We start from the raw sequence: 18,523 nt of genomic DNA, 5'->3' as shown, positions 1-18,523 counted from the left end.
GGGTTTCCTGGCAGTGGGACCGACGGTACGTCACACTCCTTGCGCCGCCGCACGGTAGCCTCGCCATCAACGCGGCCTTCGTGCCGCTGCCGCCAGCCAGCCAGCCAGATGTCCCGCTCTGCCCGGAGGTTCCGGTGACGACACGTGGAGTTCTGTACGTGCACTCCGCGCCGCGCGCGCTGTGCCCGCACGTCGAGTGGGCCGTCGCCGGGGTGCTAGGCACGCGCGTCAACCTCGACTGGATCCGGCAGCCGGCCGCCCCCGGCACCTGGCGCTCCGAGTTCTCCTGGCAGGGCGAGGTCGGCACGGCCTCCAAACTGGCCTCCGCACTGCGCGGCTGGCACCTGCTGCGCTTCGAGGTCACGGCCGAGCCCTGCGCGAAGGCCGAGGGCGAGCGCTACAGCTGCACCCCCGACCTCGGCATCTTCCACGCGGTCACCGGAATCCACGGAGACATCCTGATCCCGGAGGACCGCCTGAGGGCCGCGATGACCCGCTCACAGCGCGGCGAGACCGACCTTGAGGCCGAGATCTCCAAACTCCTGGGCAAGCCCTGGGACGACGAACTGGAGCCGTTCCGCTACGCGGGCGAGGGCGCCCCGGTCCGCTGGCTCCACCAGGTGGTGTGACGCCGGATGCCGTCCGCGGCGCCGTCGTGGCTTGGCGCGCCCACGCGGCGGTAGCCGCAGGTCACATACAGCCCCGCGCCCCTTACGGGGCGCTCTGCAGCGCCCTTCCTTCAGGGGCGCGGGGAACTGCGCGAACAACCCCCACCGGGCGGTCAGCCGACGACGAAACGCACTGTGGCCCGCACTCCGTCCAACGGAGTCCGGGCCACAAGCCTCAGCGCAGCGTCTCTCACACGGTCCTGAACGCCAGCACCACGTTGTGCCCACCGAACCCGAACGAGTCGTTGAGCACGGCGATCCGCCCCTCGGGCAGCGCACGCGCCTCACCCCGCACCACATCCGCGGTGACCTCGGGGTCGAGGTTGTCCAGGTTGATGGTCGGCGGTGCCGTACGGTTCACCAGCGCCAGGATCGACGCGACGGTCTCGATACCACCCGCACCGCCCAGCAGGTGCCCCGTCATCGACTTGGTCGCCGAGATGGCCATGTGGTCGACGTCGTCGCCGAACACCTTCCGCAGGGCCTTGACCTCGGCCACGTCACCCTGCGGCGTCGACGTCGCGTGCGCGTTGACGTGCACGATGTCGGCCGGCTTGAGATCCGTGTTGTCGAGCAGGTTCTGCAGCGCGTGCGCGATGCCGTTGCCCGACGGCTCCGGCTGTGTGATGTGGTGCGCGTCGGCGGAGATGCCCTGCCCGACCGCCTCGACGTAGATCCGCGCCCCGCGCGCCTTCGCGTGCTCCTCGGACTCCAGGACGATCACGCCCGCGCCCTCACCGAGGACGAAGCCGTCACGGCCGGAGTCGTAGGGACGCGACGCACCCTCGGGGTCGTCGTTGTTCTTGGACATCGCCATCATGTTGCCGAACGCGACGATCGGCAGCGGGTGGATCGCCGCCTCCGTGCCGCCGGCCACGACGATGTCCGCACGCCCGGTGCGGATCATCTCGATGGCGTACCCGATGGCCTCGGCGCCGGAGGCGCAGGCCGACACGGGCGTGTGCACACCGGCCCGCGCACCCAGTTCGATACCGACGTTGGCGGCCGGCGAGTTGGGCATCAGCATCGGCACGGTGTGCGGGGAGACGCGGCGTACGCCCTTCTCCTTGAGCACGTCGTACTGGTCGAGCAGGGTCGTCACACCACCGATGCCGGAGGCGATGACGGCGCCGACCCGGTCGGGGTTGGCGGACGAGTCCTCACCGGCCCTGGCGGTGAAACCGGCGTCCTTCCAGGCCTCCTGGGCGGCGATCAGCGCGAACTGCGCGGACCGGTCCAGCTTGCGGGCCTGCGGGCGCGGGATGATCTCGCCCGGTTCGACGGCGATCTGTGCCGCGATACGGACGGGCAGCTCGGCCGCCCAGTCCTGCTCCAGGAGGCGGACACCGGACTTGCCGGCGGTCAGGGCCTCCCAGAACGAAGCTGCGTCGCCACCCAGCGGTGTGGTTGCGCCGATACCGGTGACGACCACGGTGCGATTGGTCGGGCTCACGGGAATTCTTTCTCCAACGGATACGGGATTCGACGGCGCCACCGCCGGGTGGCGGGGCCTCGCAGACCGGGAACCTGCCGGGTACCCGGGCACGCGGCCCGGGACCCGGCGGGAACTCAGTCCTGGTGCTTGAGGATGTAGTTGGTGGCGTCCCCGACGGTCTTCAGGTTCTTGACGTCCTCGTCCGGGATCTTGACGTCGAAGCGCTCTTCGGCGGCGACGACGACCTCGACCATGGACAGCGAGTCGACGTCCAGGTCGTCGGTGAAGGACTTGTCCAGCTGGACGTCCTCCACGGGGATCCCGGCGATCTCGTTCACGATCTCGGCGAGACCGTCGACGATCTCCTTCTCAGTGGCGGCCATGTCAGGCGCTCCTTCTTAGATGTTCCAGACGGTTGCTGCGGTGTTGCTGGCGTTTCCGGTACCGGATGCATGATCCGGCACGGAGTGCCTAGGGGAGGGTAACGACAGTGGCGGCGTAGACGAGACCCGCCCCGAACCCGATGACGAGCGCGGTGTCGCCGCTCTTCGCCTCGCCGGTCGCCAGGAGCCGCTCCATCGCGAGCGGGATCGAGGCGGCCGAGGTGTTGCCGGTGGTGCGGATGTCACGGGCGACCGTGACGTGCTCCGGCAGCTTGAGAGTCTTCACCATCGAGTCGATGATCCGCACATTGGCCTGGTGCGGGATGAAGACGTCCAGGTCGTCCGCGCTGATCCCGGCCGCGTCCAGCGCCTGCTGAGCGACCTTCGCCATCTCGAACACGGCCCAGCGGAACACCGCCTGGCCCTCCTGCGTGATCGCGGGGAACTTGATGTTGCCCTGGCTGTCCACCGGCAGCCCGGACCTGTCACCGAAGTGAAGACGGTCCCAGGGAATCGTCTGCTTGATGGTCTCCGACTTGTCGCCCTCGGAGCCCCACACCGTCGGGCCGATCGCCGGCTCCTGCGAGGGGCCGACCACGACCGCGCCCGCGCCGTCGCCGAACAGGAAGGCCGTGGCCCGGTCCTCCAGGTCGGTCAGGTCGCTGAGCCGCTCCACGCCGATCACGAGCACGTACTCGGCGGAACCTTCCACCACCATGCCCTTGGCGAGCGTCAGGCCGTAGCCGAAGCCCGCGCAGCCGGCCGAGATGTCGAAGGCGGCGGCCTTGTTCGTGCCCAGCTTGTCGGCGATCTCGGTCGCCACGGCCGGGGTCTGGCTGAAGTGCGAGACCGTCGAGACGACCACGGCGCCGATCTGCTCGGCGGAGACGCCCGCGTCCGCGATCGCCTTGCCGGAGGCCTCGATCGACATCGCGGCCACGGTCTCGTCCGGGCCCGCCCAGTGCCGGGTCTCGATGCCGGAGCGCGACCGGATCCACTCGTCGGACGAGTCGATCGTCTCCAGGATCACCTCGTTGGGCACCACGCGGGTCGGGCGGTAGCCGCCGACGCCGAGGATGCGCGCGTACGGGGCACCCTTGCTGGGCTTGATCTTCGACATCGCAGTGGGCTCCTAATTCAGCTGTGCTCGGCGATGAGCTCGCGGGCCGCGTCGAGGTCGTCGGGGGTCTTCAGGGCCAGCGTCTTCACGCCGGGCAGCGCGCGCTTGGCCAGGCCGGTCAGGGTGCCCCCGGGGCACACCTCCAGCAGAGCGGTCACGCCGAGCTCCTTGAAGGTCTCCATGCACAAATCCCAGCGGACCGGGTTGGCGACCTGTCCGACCAGCCGCTCCACGATCCTGTCACCGGAGGTGACCGCCCGTCCGTCCCGGTTGGAGACGTAGGTGAGCTTCGGATCGGCGGGCGCGAGCTCCTTGGCGGCCTCGGCCAGCTTGTCGACCGCGGGAGCCATGTGATGCGTGTGGAAGGCACCGGCGACCTTGAGGGCGACGACCTTGCGGACGCCCTCGGGCTTGTCCTCGCTCAGCGCGGCGAGCTGCTCCAGGGTGCCCGCGGCGACGATCTGGCCTGCGCCGTTGATGTTCGCCGGGGTCAGGCCCAGCTTCTCCAGGTGCGCGACCGAGACGTCCGGGTCGCCGCCGAGCAGCGCCGACATGCCGGTCTCGGTGATCGCGGCGGCCTCGGCCATCGCCACACCCCGCTTGCGGACCAGGCGCAGCGCGTCGGTGTCGTCCAGGACGCCCGCGAAGGCGGCGGCGGTGATCTCACCGACGCTGTGTCCCGCGACCGCGCCCGGGGCGATGTCCGTCATGGCACCGAGTGCCGCGCCGGACAGGATCCCGGCGGCGACGAGCAGCGGCTGCGCGATCGCGGTGTCACGGATCTCGTCCGCGTCGGCGTTCGTGCCGTAGTGCACCAGATCGAGCCCGATGAGCTCGGACCATTCACGCAAGCGGTCCTGGGCACCGGGGAGTTCGAGCCAGGGGGTCAGGAAGCCGGGCGTCTGGGCGCCCTGGCCGGGAGCGACGAGTACGAGCACTCTCACACTCTCTCTTGGGGAACCCCACGGCCGCCCGTGGGGACAGGGACGAAGAACACGAGGGGGTTTTGTGGACCCCCGACAAAATCCTACGGCTGGGGATCTCCATCAACCAGACGCCCCAGGATCAGTGCGATCCGCAGCGTGAAGGCGGATCGTACATCGGACGGCGACCATCCGGTGACGTCAGTCACACGTCGAAGCCGGTAGCGCACGGTGTTCGGGTGAACGAAGAGCATTCGGGCCGCGCCCTCCAGGCTGCTCGCCTGTTCCAGATAGACGCTCAGCGTTTCCAGGAGCGCCGAGCCCGCTTCTTCCAGCGGTCTGTAGATCTCCTCCACCAACTGCTCGCGCGCGCCTGGATCACCCGCCATGGCGCGCTCCGGAAGCAGATCGTCCGCCAGTACCGGCCGCGGTGCGTCCTGCCAGGCGGAACAGGCCTTGAGCCCCGCGGCGGCGGCCTGCGCGGACCGGGTGGCGGCCAGCAGATCGGGTACCACGGGCCCCGCGACCACCGGCCCGGCGGCATAGGGTCCGATCAGCGACTTGGCGACGGCCAGCGGGTTGTCGTTGCCACCCGCGATGACCACCAGCCGGTCCCCGAGCACCCCGGTGAGCACCTGCAACTTGGCATGCCGGGCGGCCCGCCGGATGGCCTCGACGGTCAGCTCACTGTCCCCGTCGGGCGCGGTACCGAGCACGACGCACACATGCTCGGGCGAGTTCCAGCCCAGTGCGGCGGCCCGGCTCACCGCCCCCTCGTCGGCCTCCCCGCTCAGCACCGCGTTGACGACCAGCGACTCCAGCCGGGCGTCCCAGGCACCCCGTGCCTCGGCGGCCTGCGCGTACACCTGGGCGGTGGCGAAGGCGATCTCCCGGGCGTAGACCAGCAGCGCCTCCCGCAGCACGCTCTCGTCGCCGGGGGCCGCCACCTCGTCGATGGCGCTCTCCATGACCTCGATGGTCGTGCGCACCATCTCCACGGTCTGCCGCAGTGTGATCGCCCGGGTCAGCTCACGCGGGGCGGTCCCGAAGACGTCGGTGGAGATGGCCTGCGGTGCGTCGGGGTGCCGGAACCACTCGGTGAAGGCCGCGATACCCGCCTGGGCGACGAGCCCGATCCAGGAACGGTTCTCCGGTGGCATGGCCCGGTACCACGGCAGGGTCTCGTCCATCCGCGCGATGGCCTGGGCGGCGAGGCTGCCGGACGACTTCTCCAGCCGCTTCAGGGTCGCGGAGTGCTGGTGGACTGCATGAGCCGAGGGGTCGGACTTGCGGGTTACGGGTTCGGGCACGGGGACAAGACTGCCTTATCCGGACGGGAGCATGCGCCGCCGGGTGCCGACTCCGGTCTACGGTGGTTCCGTGATGGACGTACGGCGCGCGGCTGAGCGCTACCCCGGAGGGGACCCGGCAGCCGGAATCGAGTCCCGCCACGCCTTCTCCTTCGGGCCGCACTACGACCCCGACAACCTCCGCTTCGGCGCGATCATCGCCTGCAACGAGGAGCGCCTGGCGCCGGGCGCCGGCTTCGACGAGCATCCGCACAGCCACACCGAGATCGTGACCTGGGTGGTCGAGGGCGAGCTGACCCACCGCGACTCGGAGGGCAACGAGACGGTGGTGCGCCGGGGGGACGTGCAGCGGCTCAGCTCGGCGGGGGGCGTCCGCCACGTGGAGCGCAACGACGGGGAGCTGCCCCTGACCTTCGTCCAGATGTGGCTGGCCCCGGTACGGCCCGGCGGCGAGCCGTCGTACGAGATCGTCCGCGGCATCGCCGACTCGACGCCGTACGCCGTCCCGGAGGCCGCGGCGATGCTGCACGTGCGCCGGCTGGTGGCGGGGGAGCGGACGGCGGTCCCGGACGGGGCGTACGTGTATGTGCATGTGGTGCGGGGGGAAGTGCGGGTGGGTGGGGAGCCGTTGGGGGCGGGGGATTCGGTTCGGGTGGTGGGGGCGAAGGACTTGGCGGCGGAGGGGCTGACGCCGGCCGAGGTGTTGGTGTGGGAGATGGCGGGGTAGCTGCGGCCGTCCCCTGCCTGCGGGGCGGTGGGGGTTGCCCGCGCAGTTCCCCGCGCCCCTTACAGGGCGCTTCCCAGCCGTGTCCCACATAGCTGCGGGCAGGCGTGCCTCCCCCGGAGCCCGAAAGGCCTGGGGCCCCCAGGCGGCACGGGTGGGCGCGGCGGCACCCCGCAAGCGCCGGTAAGCGTCCCCACCCGCCCCCGGCCGACCTCAGCCGCGCAGCTCCGTCAGCAGCGAGTCCGTGAACGGCGGCCACGCGTCGACCGCCCAGGGGCCGAACGCCCGGTCCGTGAGGGCCACGGACGCCACCCCCGCGTCGGGGTCCACCCACAGGAACGTTCCCGACTGGCCGAAGTGGCCGAAGGTTCGGGCGGAGGACGAACTGCCCGTCCAGTGCGGGGACTTGCCGTCCCGGATCTCGAACCCCAGGCCCCAGTCGTTCGGGTTCTGGTGGCCGTACCCGGGCAACACGCCCTTCGTCCCGGGGTATTGGACGGTCAGCGTCGCCTCCGCCACCGTCCGCGGGTCCAGCAGCCTCGGCGCCTGCAACTCCGCCGCGAAGCGGAGCAGGTCGGCGACCGAGGAGACGCCGTCCTTCGCCGGTGACCCTTCGAGAGACGTCGACGTCATGTCCAGCGGCTCAAGCACCGCCTGCCGCAGATACTCGCCGAACGGAATCTCCGTCGCCTTGGCGACATGGTCCCCGAGCACCTCGAACCCGGCGTTGGAGTACAGCCGTCGCTCCCCGGGCGGTGCCGTCACCCGGTGTTCGTCGAAGGCCAGCCCCGAGGTGTGCGCGAGCAGATGCCGTACCGTCGCCCCCTGCGGCCCGGCGGGCTCGTCGAGCTCGACCGCCCCCTCCTCGTACGCGACGAGCACCGCGTACGCGGCGAGCGGCTTGGTCACGGAGGCCAGCGGGAAGCGCTGCCCAGCCGGACCGTGGGTGCCCAGGACCGTCCCGTCGGCCCGTACGGCACCCGCCGCGGCGGTGGGAACCGGCCAGTTCTCGATCAACGCAAGGCTCTGCAAGGACATGCCGACGAGCCTAAGCGGATCAGAGCGTCAGGGTCATCGTGGGGTCCGGCTTGTGGACGAAGCCGAGCGCGGCGTAGAGGGGCTCGGCCTCGGGCGACGCGGTCAGCATGACCTGCCCGGCGCCCCGCTGGCGGAACCAGGCCAGCAGTTCCGCCATGCACGCGCGCGCGTACCCGCGACGGCGCGCGTCCGGGTCGGTGGCCACGCTGAAGACGTAGCCGGAGCGCCCGTGCGGACTGGACGCCTTGCCGATGCGGTAGTCGATGGTCCCGACGACCAGCGCGGCCAGCGCCCCCGGCCGGTCCGGGTGGTCGACGACGAACGCGGCGAAGTCCCCGTCCGGCTCGCCCAGCCGCTGCCGGAGTCCCGGCAGCGCCGGGGCGTGCCAGTGGGTGGAGGCGTCCCCACCGGGCAGTGCGTCGATCATGATCTGGCGCAGACGCAGCACTTCGGGTGCGTCCTCGGGCCCGGCACGGCGTACGAGACTCATACCCGCGCACGGTAGTCAGCGGCCGTCCCCGGCGTCGCGCGGATTTCTTACCGTCTTACCGGGTTCTGCTTGCTTCGAGCGCACTCGAAGGTCATAGCGTGGGGTCATGACGGTGATGCAGACCTCGACCGCGGCCCCCACTCGGCAGTCCGACCGCGCACCCGCCGACATCTGTTCCGCCCCACCCCGCCGGCATCCGCGCCCCGAGGGCCAGGACCACTACACGATCAGCGAGGTCGTCGCCTTCACCGGACTGACCGCCCACACCCTGCGCTGGTACGAGCGGATCGGCCTGATGTCCCACATCGACCGCTCCCACACCGGCCAGCGCCGCTACAGCAACAGCGATCTGGACTGGCTGGACTTCGTGACCAAGCTCCGGCTGACCGGGATGCCGGTGGCGGACATGGTCCGGTACGCGGAGCTGGTGCGGGAGGGCGACGGCACCTACCAGGAGCGCCGGGAGCTGCTGGAGCAGACGCGCAGGGACGTCCTGTCCCGCATCGCCGAGCTGCACGACACGCTGTCGGTGCTGGACCGGAAGATCAGTTTCTACGGGACGGGCGGGAGCTGAGGCGCCCTCACAGCTCCGCCAGCAGCTCCGCCTTCTTCGCGGCGAACTCCTCGTCGGTGACCAGCCCCGCCTGGTGCAGTTCTCCCAGATGGCGAATCCGCTCCGCGATGTCGGCGGGGTCCCGCCGCCCCGCCGACGAGGGCAGCGCGGCCCCGCCCTTGGCCCGTACCGCCTCCAGGACCGCCGCGGCGAACGGCAGCGACTCGTGCACCGGACCGTATCCGAGCCCGAACACCACGGTCGCCGGATCCTGGTCGGCCGGGACCGCCGGCGCCGCCCCGGTGAGGTCCCCGCGGCGCAGCAGTCGTAGATGTCCCTCGAAGACCTCCGGGGACCGCCACTCCACACCCCCCAGGTCGGCCACCGCGAAGCGCTGGTCGCCGGCCTTCCACTTGGCCGTCGACGCGCCCGTCCACGACCAGCGGAAGTGCACGGCCTTGCCGTCGAAGCTCGCCTTGCCGTCGTACGCCTTGAACTGCCGGGGCGTCTCGGGCGCGGCCACCAGAAACCTCTCGGCCGGCTCGGACCCGGACTCGGTGAGCAGCGGCCGCAGTTCGTCGGCGTAGTACTCCGCGAGAGTCTCCCGCTCGGCGGGGAGGACGAGCCGGTAGGGGTCGCTGCCGTCCTTCAGCTGCCCGGCGGCCGCCTCCATCAGGGGATCGGCGCCCGGGCGCGGCTCGGCCCGCAGGACCACTGTGCCCCGTTTGCCAGGGGTGAGGGTCACCCCCGCGAGCGCGGCGAACGGCACCCGGCGTTCACCCAGCGTCTGGAAGAGCTTGGGTGTTCGAATCCCCCGTTCGTAGCGGATGAGCACGGAGTCGGACTCGAACTCCCAGGCGGCATGAAATCCGGCCAGTACGTCACCCATGCGGCTCATCGTATGCGGCACGTGCTTCTCAGTCCCATCCCCGCGCATACCGCACTTCCTGCTGTCTCTACGCGCGTCCGGCCATCGACGTGCCGGACAGATTCGCCCGGCACCCGTCATCGTCGTGGGCGCACGTCACCGCACCGTACGCGCCAACCCCGACGTCGGCGAGGTTGCGCAGGCTGTCCGTGCCCGGCTCGAAGTAGCCGGCGTGTCCCTGGGCGTCGTGCGCCGACAGCACCCGCGCCCCGAAGGAGGAGGAGACGGGGTCGGCGCCGTGGCCGAGTCCGCCGAACTCCATGTAGGGGACGTCCTGGATCCAGTCGGTGGCGTCCCGCATCGCCCACACCCGGGCGGAGGTACCCAGGTGCGAGGCGCTTTCGACCCGCATTCCGGGGCTGGCGGCCACGGCTATGTCGGACACCCGGCCGGGCATCTCGTGCGCGGCCACCCCGCAGACCACCGAGCCGTAACTGTGGCAGAACAACGACACCGGTGCCGTGCCGGGCAGCGCGCGCAGCAGCGCGTTGAGGCGTACGGCGCCCCGCGCGGCGGCCGTGCCGGTCGCCGCGCCCACGCCGAGCCCGTCGGGCGCGGTGTAGTCGGCCCAGGCGATCACCGCCGTACGGGTCGCGGGGCTCGCCGTGCGCTCCGCCCTGTACAGCGCCCTGGCCATGCCGACCGGGGCGGTGTACTGACGGTTCGTCCGCTGGAAGGTGAGCAGGTCGGTGTCGACGCCGGGGACGACGACGGAGACCCGCTCGGCCCTGCTGAGGTCGCCGAACACCTCGGCGACCCGGCCGCTGCCGTCCGGGTCGAAGGCGAGGATCTGCCGGCCCTTGGCCATCAGCGCCTCGTAGCGGTGCATCCGGCGGCCCGCGTCCTGTTGTCCGGCCGCGGTGAGCCGTGGGTCGTGCATACGTTTCTTCTCGATGGCGCGCTGCTGGTCGAGGGCGATGTGGTTGGCCCGGTAGCGCAGGCCTGCCGGGGCGCCGTTCATGTTGCCGACCGCGAGTGGGTAGCGGTGCACGAGCCGGTCGCGCTCCTGCCCGGTGAGCGCGGCGAAGAAGCGGGTGAGCCGTGCGGGGGACGCCTCCGGGTCCGGCAGGTGGAGACCGTGCAGGCTGCCGTGCTCCCACTTGTCGAGGGAGGTCTGCAGGGCGGTGGTCTCGCGGTGCGCGCGCATGGCCGTCCAACCGGTGGTCGCGAGCATCACGAACACCACGGCCAGGGCGAGCAGGGCGCGCCAGACGTTGAGCGGCGGGGAGGTGTCGAAGGAAGTCACTGGGAGGACACACTAGGAGAACGAAGGGGTCTCGCGGTAACCGAGTGACGGTTATCACGTTTCGGCAAACGCGTGGCGGATCTCGGCTCGTGCGGTCCGTCCCGGCTCTCTCAGCTCTCGCGGCTCTCACGCCAGTTGCCGGTGAGCGCCGGACCCACCTGGTCGAGGTAGGACGCGGTCAATTCGCGGATCGCCGTGACGCTGAAGTCCTCGCCGACGGACCAGTGCCGCTCGGTCACCCGGATGACCGCGCCGAACACGGCGACCACGAGCCGGGGCCGGGGGTCGGTGTTCGGGTCGACGCCCTCGCGCTCGGCGACGATCCGCGCGATCTCCTCCTCCGTCTCCGACTGGCGCCGCAGATGGGCGGCGAACAGGACCGGGGTCGCCTCGATCATCTTGTACGTGCGCATCAGCAGTTCCACCGGGACGTACCGCTCGATGGCCTCCTCGATGCTGTCCCAGCTGTCCATGACGGACCCGCGCAGCGCCTCCAGCGGGGTCTCCTCGGCCGGCCGCCGGCGCACCGCCTCGACGTAGTGCGCCTCGGTGAGCCGTGGCACGAAGAAGGCCACGTCCTCCTTGCTGGCGAAGTAGCGGAAGAAGGTGCGCTGCGAGACGTCGACGGACTCGGCGATCTCGTCGATGGTGGTGTGCTCGTAGCCCCGGGTCACGAACAGCTCCAGCGCGTTGCGCAGCAGCGCGTCCCGGGTGCGCTGTTTCTTGCGTTCGCGCAGCGTTTCCATGTCTGACAGTTACTGACTAGTGATTTCGTTTGTCAACTGTCAGCGGCTGTCACTAGCCTCGATCGTATGACTAGTCAGACCACGATCGACACGGCGGGGTCGGGGGACGCGACACCTACAGCCCTGCCGGAACAGCCGCCGGCCTCCGGCCTGCGCGGCCACCCCTGGTTCACCCTGATCACCGTCGCCGTCGGGGTCATGATGGTCGCCCTCGACGGCACCATCGTGGCCATCGCCAACCCGGCGATCCAGAAGGACCTCGGCGCCACCTTCGCCCAGGTGCAGTGGATCACCAACGGCTACTTCCTCGCCCTCGCGGTCTCCCTGATCACCGCGGGCAAGCTCGGTGACCGCTTCGGCCACCGGCAGACCTTCCTGATCGGCGTCGTCGGCTTCGCCGCCGCCTCGGGCGCCATCGGCCTGTCCGACAGCATCGGCCTGGTCGTCACCTTCCGCGTCTTCCAGGGCCTGTTCGGCGCGCTGCTGATGCCGGCCGCGCTCGGCCTGCTGCGGGCCACCTTCCCGGCCGAGAAGCTCAACATGGCGATCGGCATCTGGGGCATGGTCATCGGCGCCTCCACCGCGGGCGGCCCGATCCTCGGCGGTGTGCTGGTGCAGCACGTCAGCTGGCAGTCGGTGTTCTTCATCAACGTGCCGGTCGGCCTGCTCGCCCTCGTCCTGGGCGTCCTGATCCTGCGCGACCACCGCGCGGAGAACGCGCCGCGCTCCTTCGACCTGCTCGGCATCGCCCTGCTCTCCGGCGCGATGTTCTGCCTGGTCTGGGCGCTCATCAAGGCGCCGAGCTGGGGCTGGGGCGCCGGCCTGACGTGGACGTTCATCGCCGTGTCCGTGCTGGGCTTCGCCCTCTTCTCCTTCTGGGAGACCAGGGTCAAGGAGCCGCTGATCCCGCTCACCCTGTTCCGCTCGGTCCCGCTCTCCGCGGGCGTGGTCCTGATGGTCCTGATGGCCATCGCCTTCATGGGCGGCCTGTTCTTCGTGACGTTCTATTTGCAGAACGTGCATGGGATGGATCCGGTGGACGCCGGCCTCCATCTCCTGCCCCTCACCGGCATGATGATCGTCGGCTCGCCGCTGGCCGGTGCCGCGATCACCAAGCTCGGCCCGCGGATCCCGCTGGCCGGTGGCATGGCGGCCACCGCGATCGCCATGTACGGCATGTCCACCCTGAAGGCGGACACCGGCAGCGGCGTGATGTCCGTCTGGTTCGCCCTGCTCGGCCTCGGCCTCGCGCCGGTCATGGTCGGCGCCACCGAGGTCATCGTCGGCAACGCGGCGATGGAGCTGTCCGGTGTGGCCGGCGGTCTCCAGCAGGCCGCGATGCAGATCGGCGGCAGCCTCGGGACGGCCGTCCTGGGCGCCGTGATGGCCTCCAAGGTCGACAGCGACCTGCCGGGCAACTGGGCCGACGCGGGGCTGCCGAAGCTGACCGACGCGCAGCTGGCGCAGGCCTCCGAGGCGGTCCAGGTCGGTGTCGCGCCGGTCGCCAAGGGCACCCCCGCGGAGATCGCCGCGAAGATCTCCGACGTCGCCCACGACACGTTCATCTCCGGCATGAGCCTCGCCTCGTTGGTCGCGGCGGGCGTGGCGGCGGTCGCGATCCTGGTCGCGCTGCTCACCAAGCGCGGCGAGAACGCGGACGCCGGCGCGGGCGTCGGGCACGTCTGACGCGGGTTCAGCGCACCCCGTCGGCCGATATGTCCGGTTTCTTTGGGCGGAGTTCGCCTATCAGGGTGACTCCGCTAAAGATTTCTCGCCCTCGGCACGCGCCGCAGGTCACAGTGGGTCAAGTCCTCCGCAGGGCATGGGAGGACAGCCGGGCCGCGGCGCGCTGCTGGAGGGGGGCAGCGCGCGGGCAGGTCTGGGGACGCGGAACAGGGGTACCCGGTCATCGCACCCGAAGAGTCCATGGAGACGAGGGAGTTGATGATGGCGAGCTTCGGCCAACGAACACGCGGGTACCCCCGTTCAGGCGGCCGCACAGGTCCGCGGAGCGGGCTGGACCGTGGCACGCTCGGAATCATCGGCACGATATTCGCCGTGGTCGGCTTCTTCGCCCTCGGGATCGTGCTGGGGCCGGCGGCACTGGTGTGCGGCTGGCTCTCCATGGACCGCCGGTGGTCGCCGAACAGCTCGATTCCGGCGCTGGTGGCCGTGGTGCTGGGGGCGATCGATACGGTACTGGCGCTGTTCTGGCTGGCGGGCGTATCGGTCTAGCCGCGAGCCGGTGGGGGCTGGTCGCGCCCACCACGCGGCGGAGCCGCACCTCGACCCAGCCCCGCGCCCCTGAAGGGGCGCCCTAGCTGCGGGCGGTCGTGCCTCCCCCAGAGCCCGAAAGGCCTGGGGGGACCGCCGGGCGGCACGGGTGGGCGCAGCGGCACCCCGCCACCGGTGAGCGTCCCCCCGCGCCAGCCCCCACCCCCTCGCGCAAAGCGGTCACCTCGGCCCGCAACGCCCGCACCTCCTCGGTCAGCAGAGCGATCGCCTCCGTCTGCCGCCGCTCCTCCACGTCGTCCTTCTCGAACCGCGCGATGAACCACGTCGCGATGTTCGCCGTCACCACACCCAGCAGGGCGATCCCGGACAGCATCAGGCCGACCGCGATCATCCGGCCCAGCCCGGTCGTGGGCGCGTGGTCGCCGTATCCCACCGTCGTCATCGTCGTGAACGACCACCACAGCGCGTCACCCAGCGTCCGGATGTTCCCGTTCGGGGAGCCCCGTTCCACCGAGAGCACGGCCAGCGACCCGAACATCAGCAGTCCGACGACCGCGCCCACCACGTACGTCGTCAGCCGGATCTGCGAGGCCATCCGGGCCCGCCGCCCCACCAGCGTCAGCGTCGCGACGAGCCGTAGCAGCCGCAGCGGCTGGAGTATCGGCAACACCACCGCGCACAGGTCTATCCAGTGTGTCCGCACGAACTCCTTGCGCCGGGGCGCCAGAGCCAGCCGTACGAGGTAGTCGAGAGCGAACGAACCCCACACCACCCACTCCGCCACCGTGCACGCGGCGGTGAGGACATGGCCTGCGGAACTGTCCACGATCGGCAGCGCGTAGGCGACGGCGAAGGCCACCGCGAGCGCCAGCAACGGCCGTTGGGTCAGCTGCTCCCAACGCGCCTGCGCGGACTGTTCCTCCATGTGCGCATCGTAGGCATCATCCACGCCCCGAAGGGCGCGGGCCTGCGTCGAGCTGCGGCTCCGCCGCGTGGGCGCGATCGTCCCCCGGCGGACCCGCAGCTCCCCACCGGCCGCCCCGGCCGAAGCCGGACGCGGCGACTACGCGTCGCCGCCCGCCACGCCCGGGTGTGCCGCCGCCACGTCCAGCAGTTGGTACCGGTCGATGGCCTGCTTGAGCACCGAGCGGTCCAGCCTGCCCTCACGGGCCAGCTCGGTCAGCACCGCGACCACGATCGACTGGGCGTCGATGTGGAAGAACCGGCGTGCCGCGCCGCGCGTGTCGGCGAAGCCGAAGCCGTCGGCGCCCAGCGACTGGTACGTGCCCGGCACCCAGCGCGCGATCTGGTCCGGAACCGACCGCATCCAGTCGGACACGGCCACGAACGGACCCTCGGCGACGCTCAGCTTGCGCGTCACGTACGGGGTGCGCTGCTCCTCCTCCGGGTGCAGGAGGTTGTGCTCCTCGCAGGCCACGGCCTCCCGCCGGAGCTCGTTCCAGGAGGTGGCGGACCAGACGTCGGCCTTCACGTTCCAGTCCGCGGCGAGGATCCGCTGCGCCTCGATCGCCCACGGGACCGCGACACCGGACGCCATGATCTGCGCCGGGACGGTGCCGCCGGTGCCCGCGCTGATCCGGTGGATGCCCTTGAGGATGCCCTCGACGTCCACGTCGGCCGGCTCGGCCGGGTGCTGGATCGGCTCGTTGTAGACGGTCAGGTAGTAGAAGACGTCCTCGCCGTGCGGGTGCTCGGCGTCACCGCCGTACATCCGGCGCAGGCCGTCCTGGACGATGTGCGCGATCTCGTACGCGTACGCCGGGTCGTAGGCCACACAGCCCGGGTTCGTGGAGGCGAGCAGCTGGGAGTGGCCGTCGGCGTGCTGGAGGCCCTCGCCGGTCAGGGTCGTACGGCCGGCGGTCGCGCCCAGGACGAAACCGCGCGCCAACTGGTCGGCCATCTGCCAGAACTGGTCGCCGGTGCGCTGGAAACCGAACATCGAGTAGAAGACGTAGACCGGGATGAGCGGCTCGCCGTGGGTGGCGTAGGCCGAGCCCGCCGCGATCAGGGAGGCCGTGCAGCCTGCCTCGGAGATGCCGTCGTGCAGCATCTGGCCGGTCGGGGACTCCTTGTAGGCGAGCAGCAGGTCGCGGTCGACCGCCTCGTACTGCTGGCCGAGCGGGTTGTAGATCTTCGCGCTCGGGAAGAAGGAGTCCATGCCGAAGGTGCGGTACTCGTCCGGCGCGATCAGCACGAAGCGGCGGCCGAGCTCCTTGTCCCGCATGAGGTCCTTGAGGAGACGGACGAAGGCCATGGTGGTCGCGATGGACTGCTGGCCCGTGCCCTTCTTCACGGTCGCGTACGTCTTGTCGTCGGGAAGGGCGAGCGGCTTGGAGCGCACGACGCGGGTCGGGACGTAGCCGCCGAGCCCCTTGCGCCGGTCGTGCATGTACTGGATCTCCTCCGAGTTCCGGCCCGGGTGGTAGTACGGCGGCAGACCGGACTCCAGCTCCTGGTCGGAGATCGGCAGGTGCAGGCGGTCCCGGAAGCCCTTGAGGTCGGCGACCGTCAGCTTCTTCATCTGGTGCGTGGCGTTGCGGCCCTCGAAGTTCGGGCCCAGCGTCCAGCCCTTGATCGTCTTGGCCAGGATGACCGTCGGCTGGCCCCGGTGCTCGGTGGCCGCCTTGAACGCCGCGTAGATCTTGCGGTGGTCGTGTCCGCCGCGGCCCAGGTGCAGGATCTGGTCGTCGCTCATGTGCTCGACCATCGCGCGCAGCCGCTGGTCGTCGCCGAAGAAGTGGTCGCGGATGTACGCGCCGGACTCGGTGGCGTAGGTCTGGAACTGCCCGTCGGGGGTCGTGTTCATCTTGTTGACCAGGAGGCCGTCGCGGTCCTGGGCGAGCAGCGGGTCCCAGGTGCGGTCCCAGACCAGCTTGATCACGTTCCAGCCGGCGCCCCGGAAGACCGACTCCAGCTCCTGGATGATCTTGCCGTTGCCGCGCACCGGGCCGTCGAGCCGCTGGAGGTTGCAGTTGACGACGAAGGTCAGGTTGTCCAGGCCCTCGCGGGCGGCGATGGACAGCTGGCCGAGCGACTCCGGCTCGTCCATCTCGCCGTCACCGAGGAACGCCCAGACGTGCGAACCCGAGGTGTCGGCGATCCCGCGCGCGTGCATGTAGCGGTTCATCCGCGCCTGGTAGATCGCGCCGATCGGGCCGAGGCCCATGGACACCGTCGGGAACTCCCAGAAGTCCGGCATCGAGCGCGGGTGCGGGTAGCTGGAGAGGCCGTTCGGGTATTTCGACTTCTCCTGGCGGAAGCCGTCCAGCTGCTCCTCGCCGAGCCGGTCGAGCAGGAACGCGCGCGCGTAGATGCCGGGGGAGGCGTGGCCCTGGAAGAAGACCTGGTCGCCGCCGCGGCCGTCGTCCTTGCCGCGGAAGAAGTGGTTGAAGCCGACGTCGTAGAGGGACGCTGAGGAGGCGAAGGTGGCGATGTGGCCGCCGACGCCGATGCCAGGACGCTGCGCGCGGGAGACCATCACGGCCGCGTTCCAGCGGGTCGCGTTGAGGACCTTGCGCTCGATCTCCTCGTTGCCCGGGAAGAACGGCTCCGCGCGGGTGGGGATCGTGTTGACGTAGTCCGTGCTGCGCATCTCGGGTACGGCCACCCGCCGCTCGCGGGCGCGCTCGATCAGGCGGAGCATCAGATAACGGGCCCGTTCCCGGCCGCGCTCGTCCACGGCGGCGTCGAGCGAGTCGAGCCACTCCTGGGTTTCCTCGGGATCGAAGTCAGGAACCTGACTCGGAAGGCCGCCAATGATGATCGGATTGCGATCGGATCCGGAAGCCACGCTGTTCCTTACCTGTCAGAGGGGCACTGATTCCCTGCGTTTTCCTGCATATCCCTGCGTTTCCCTGCACCGCTGTCCATCGTCCACCTCGGGGCAGCGCACGTCATCTCTACCGTGAGGTAACTCGGGCCCGGCCAAAACGCAACGATACGCCCGGGGTGTGACGTGCTTGGCAAACTCGTTCGACCGTCGTATGTGAGGATGATTCCGAAAGGAACATAGCGGGCAAAAGGGAGTGGTGTGTGCCACACCCGTCTGCGATACGGTGCCGGGAGTTGCGGCGACACGGCCGGGATCGTCACCGTTTCGGCGGTCTGAACGGCCGGGTACTTGCGCGATCCGTCCCGCCCGTGTGGACTACGGCCAATGCTTCGCGCACGCGCGTGGCTGAGTTAATCAACAAGACATGATCAGGAGGCAACCCGTGAGCGCGACCGCGGACCACGCGGAGGAGCGGACCACCCCTGCCGTCAGGCTGGGGTTCCAGCCAGACCAGGTGGTCCAGGAGATCGGCTACGACGACGACGTCGACCAGGAACTCCGCGAGTCCATCGAAGACACCATCGGCACCGAGTTGGTGGACGAGGACTACGACGACGTGGCCGACGCCGTGGTGCTGTGGTTCCGTGAGGATGACGGCGACCTGACGGACGCGCTGGTGGATGCCGTCACGTACATGGAGGAAGGCGGCTGGATCCTGCTGCTGACTCCCAAGACGGGCCGTGACGGCTACGTCGAGCCGAGCGACATCGGCGAGGCGGCCACGACCGCCGGCCTCTCGCAGACCAAGGGTGTCAGCGTGGGCAAGGACTGGAACGGCAGCCGGCTGCTGACCCCGAAGGGCGCCGCCAAGAAGCGCTGAACTCCGCCCGACGGACGGACCGCGTCCCGGTCCGTCCGTCGGCCTGCCGTG

18 protein-coding genes are annotated in these 18,523 nt (G+C 70.4%); 6 read left to right on the top strand and 12 right to left on the bottom strand.

The window, feature by feature from the left end:
• Positions 1-134: 134 nt before the first annotated feature.
• A complete protein-coding gene (locus tag AB0N16_RS12495; protein WP_365795781.1) occupies positions 135-629 on the top strand; it encodes a DUF3145 domain-containing protein in 495 nt (164 codons plus the stop codon).
• 229 nt (positions 630-858) lie between these two features.
• Here the strand turns inward: AB0N16_RS12495 and fabF are convergent, their stop codons facing one another.
• From fabF to fasR, 5 genes are all read right to left on the bottom strand, one after another.
• Positions 859-2,121, bottom strand: coding sequence for a beta-ketoacyl-ACP synthase II (fabF, locus tag AB0N16_RS12490; RefSeq protein ID WP_365795779.1), 1,263 nt, complete (start codon positions 2,119-2,121; stop codon positions 859-861).
• A 116-nt stretch (positions 2,122-2,237) separates the two neighbouring features.
• A complete protein-coding gene (locus tag AB0N16_RS12485; RefSeq protein WP_351731548.1) occupies positions 2,238-2,486 on the bottom strand; it encodes an acyl carrier protein in 249 nt (82 codons plus the stop codon).
• 88 nt (positions 2,487-2,574) lie between these two features.
• On the bottom strand, positions 2,575-3,606 hold the full coding sequence (locus AB0N16_RS12480; RefSeq protein WP_365795777.1) for a ketoacyl-ACP synthase III: 1,032 nt from the start codon (positions 3,604-3,606) through the stop codon (positions 2,575-2,577).
• Positions 3,607-3,623: 17 nt separating this feature from the next.
• Entirely contained in the window at positions 3,624-4,544 is a 921-nt protein-coding gene (locus AB0N16_RS12475; RefSeq protein ID WP_365795775.1) for an ACP S-malonyltransferase, read from the bottom strand.
• Positions 4,545-4,633: 89 nt separating this feature from the next.
• Positions 4,634-5,839 (bottom strand): fatty acid biosynthesis transcriptional regulator FasR, encoded by a 1,206-nt coding sequence (gene fasR, locus AB0N16_RS12470; RefSeq protein WP_365795773.1) that lies wholly within the window; start codon positions 5,837-5,839, stop codon positions 4,634-4,636.
• Positions 5,840-5,912: 73 nt separating this feature from the next.
• Between fasR and AB0N16_RS12465 the strand changes: the two genes are divergently transcribed.
• Positions 5,913-6,566 carry a pirin family protein gene (locus tag AB0N16_RS12465; RefSeq protein ID WP_365796199.1) on the top strand — a complete coding sequence of 218 codons (654 nt, stop codon included), beginning with the start codon at positions 5,913-5,915 and terminating at the stop codon, positions 6,564-6,566.
• A gap of 210 nt (positions 6,567-6,776) precedes the next feature.
• On the opposite strand, the gene AB0N16_RS12460 is transcribed toward AB0N16_RS12465, so the two are convergent.
• Positions 6,777-7,601: a serine hydrolase domain-containing protein gene (locus AB0N16_RS12460; protein ID WP_365795771.1), complete on the bottom strand. Its 825-nt coding sequence runs from the start codon at positions 7,599-7,601 to the stop codon at positions 6,777-6,779.
• A gap of 19 nt (positions 7,602-7,620) precedes the next feature.
• Positions 7,621-8,091, bottom strand: coding sequence for an N-acetyltransferase (locus tag AB0N16_RS12455; RefSeq protein WP_365795769.1), 471 nt, complete (start codon positions 8,089-8,091; stop codon positions 7,621-7,623).
• Between the two features lie 106 nt (positions 8,092-8,197).
• Between AB0N16_RS12455 and AB0N16_RS12450 the strand changes: the two genes are divergently transcribed.
• Positions 8,198-8,665 carry a MerR family transcriptional regulator gene (locus AB0N16_RS12450; RefSeq protein ID WP_365795767.1) on the top strand — a complete coding sequence of 156 codons (468 nt, stop codon included), beginning with the start codon at positions 8,198-8,200 and terminating at the stop codon, positions 8,663-8,665.
• A gap of 7 nt (positions 8,666-8,672) precedes the next feature.
• Here the strand turns inward: AB0N16_RS12450 and AB0N16_RS12445 are convergent, their stop codons facing one another.
• From AB0N16_RS12445 to AB0N16_RS12435, 3 genes are all read right to left on the bottom strand, one after another.
• Positions 8,673-9,533, bottom strand: a complete 861-nt coding sequence (locus tag AB0N16_RS12445) for a DUF4429 domain-containing protein (protein WP_365795765.1) — start codon at positions 9,531-9,533, stop codon at positions 8,673-8,675.
• Positions 9,534-9,600: 67 nt separating this feature from the next.
• Entirely contained in the window at positions 9,601-10,818 is a 1,218-nt protein-coding gene (locus AB0N16_RS12440; RefSeq protein WP_365795763.1) for an alpha/beta hydrolase, read from the bottom strand.
• 110 nt (positions 10,819-10,928) lie between these two features.
• A complete protein-coding gene (locus tag AB0N16_RS12435; protein WP_365795761.1) occupies positions 10,929-11,564 on the bottom strand; it encodes a TetR family transcriptional regulator in 636 nt (211 codons plus the stop codon).
• A 66-nt stretch (positions 11,565-11,630) separates the two neighbouring features.
• Here AB0N16_RS12435 and AB0N16_RS12430 point away from each other — a divergent pair, with 66 nt between their 5' ends.
• Together AB0N16_RS12430 and AB0N16_RS12425 are read left to right on the top strand one after the other, a co-directional pair.
• Positions 11,631-13,250, top strand: coding sequence for an MFS transporter (locus tag AB0N16_RS12430; RefSeq protein ID WP_365795759.1), 1,620 nt, complete (start codon positions 11,631-11,633; stop codon positions 13,248-13,250).
• A 261-nt stretch (positions 13,251-13,511) separates the two neighbouring features.
• Positions 13,512-13,799: a small hydrophobic protein gene (locus AB0N16_RS12425; RefSeq protein ID WP_365796197.1), complete on the top strand. Its 288-nt coding sequence runs from the start codon at positions 13,512-13,514 to the stop codon at positions 13,797-13,799.
• Between the two features lie 82 nt (positions 13,800-13,881).
• Here the strand turns inward: AB0N16_RS12425 and AB0N16_RS12420 are convergent, their stop codons facing one another.
• The gene (locus AB0N16_RS12420; RefSeq protein WP_365795757.1) at positions 13,882-14,724 is read right to left on the bottom strand and encodes a potassium channel family protein; all 843 of its coding nucleotides are present in this window, start codon (positions 14,722-14,724) and stop codon (positions 13,882-13,884) included.
• A gap of 138 nt (positions 14,725-14,862) precedes the next feature.
• A complete protein-coding gene (gene aceE, locus AB0N16_RS12415; RefSeq protein ID WP_365795755.1) occupies positions 14,863-17,610 on the bottom strand; it encodes a pyruvate dehydrogenase (acetyl-transferring), homodimeric type in 2,748 nt (915 codons plus the stop codon).
• A gap of 424 nt (positions 17,611-18,034) precedes the next feature.
• Here aceE and AB0N16_RS12410 point away from each other — a divergent pair, with 424 nt between their 5' ends.
• Positions 18,035-18,472: a DUF3052 domain-containing protein gene (locus AB0N16_RS12410; protein ID WP_352218654.1), complete on the top strand. Its 438-nt coding sequence runs from the start codon at positions 18,035-18,037 to the stop codon at positions 18,470-18,472.
• Positions 18,473-18,523 lie beyond the last annotated feature (51 nt).

This window comes from Streptomyces sp. NPDC051105 (assembly GCF_040682795.1).
Classification (GTDB): Bacteria; Actinomycetota; Actinomycetes; order Streptomycetales; family Streptomycetaceae; genus Streptomyces.
The sequence above is the reverse complement of the archived record's forward strand: the minus strand, read 5'-3'. Positions and strand labels throughout refer to the sequence as shown.

Bases quoted from the DNA above. Each gene is read 5' to 3' on its own strand.
- AB0N16_RS12485 (WP_351731548.1), bottom strand. From the start codon at position 2,486: ATGGCCGCCACTGAGAAGGAGATCGTCGACGGTCTCGCCGAGATCGTG.
- AB0N16_RS12480 (WP_365795777.1), bottom strand. From the start codon at position 3,606: ATGTCGAAGATCAAGCCCAGCAAGGGTGCCCCGTACGCGCGCATCCTC.
- AB0N16_RS12435 (WP_365795761.1), bottom strand. From the start codon at position 11,564: ATGGAAACGCTGCGCGAACGCAAGAAACAGCGCACCCGGGACGCGCTG.
- AB0N16_RS12460 (WP_365795771.1), bottom strand. From the start codon at position 7,601: ATGTCCTTGCAGAGCCTTGCGTTGATCGAGAACTGGCCGGTTCCCACC.
- AB0N16_RS12430 (WP_365795759.1), top strand. From the start codon at position 11,631: ATGACTAGTCAGACCACGATCGACACGGCGGGGTCGGGGGACGCGACA.
- AB0N16_RS12420 (WP_365795757.1), bottom strand. From the start codon at position 14,724: ATGGAGGAACAGTCCGCGCAGGCGCGTTGGGAGCAGCTGACCCAACGG.
- AB0N16_RS12450 (WP_365795767.1), top strand. From the start codon at position 8,198: ATGACGGTGATGCAGACCTCGACCGCGGCCCCCACTCGGCAGTCCGAC.
- AB0N16_RS12465 (WP_365796199.1), top strand. From the start codon at position 5,913: ATGGACGTACGGCGCGCGGCTGAGCGCTACCCCGGAGGGGACCCGGCA.
- AB0N16_RS12445 (WP_365795765.1), bottom strand. From the start codon at position 9,533: ATGGGTGACGTACTGGCCGGATTTCATGCCGCCTGGGAGTTCGAGTCC.
- AB0N16_RS12455 (WP_365795769.1), bottom strand. From the start codon at position 8,091: ATGAGTCTCGTACGCCGTGCCGGGCCCGAGGACGCACCCGAAGTGCTG.
- AB0N16_RS12425 (WP_365796197.1), top strand. From the start codon at position 13,512: ATGGCGAGCTTCGGCCAACGAACACGCGGGTACCCCCGTTCAGGCGGC.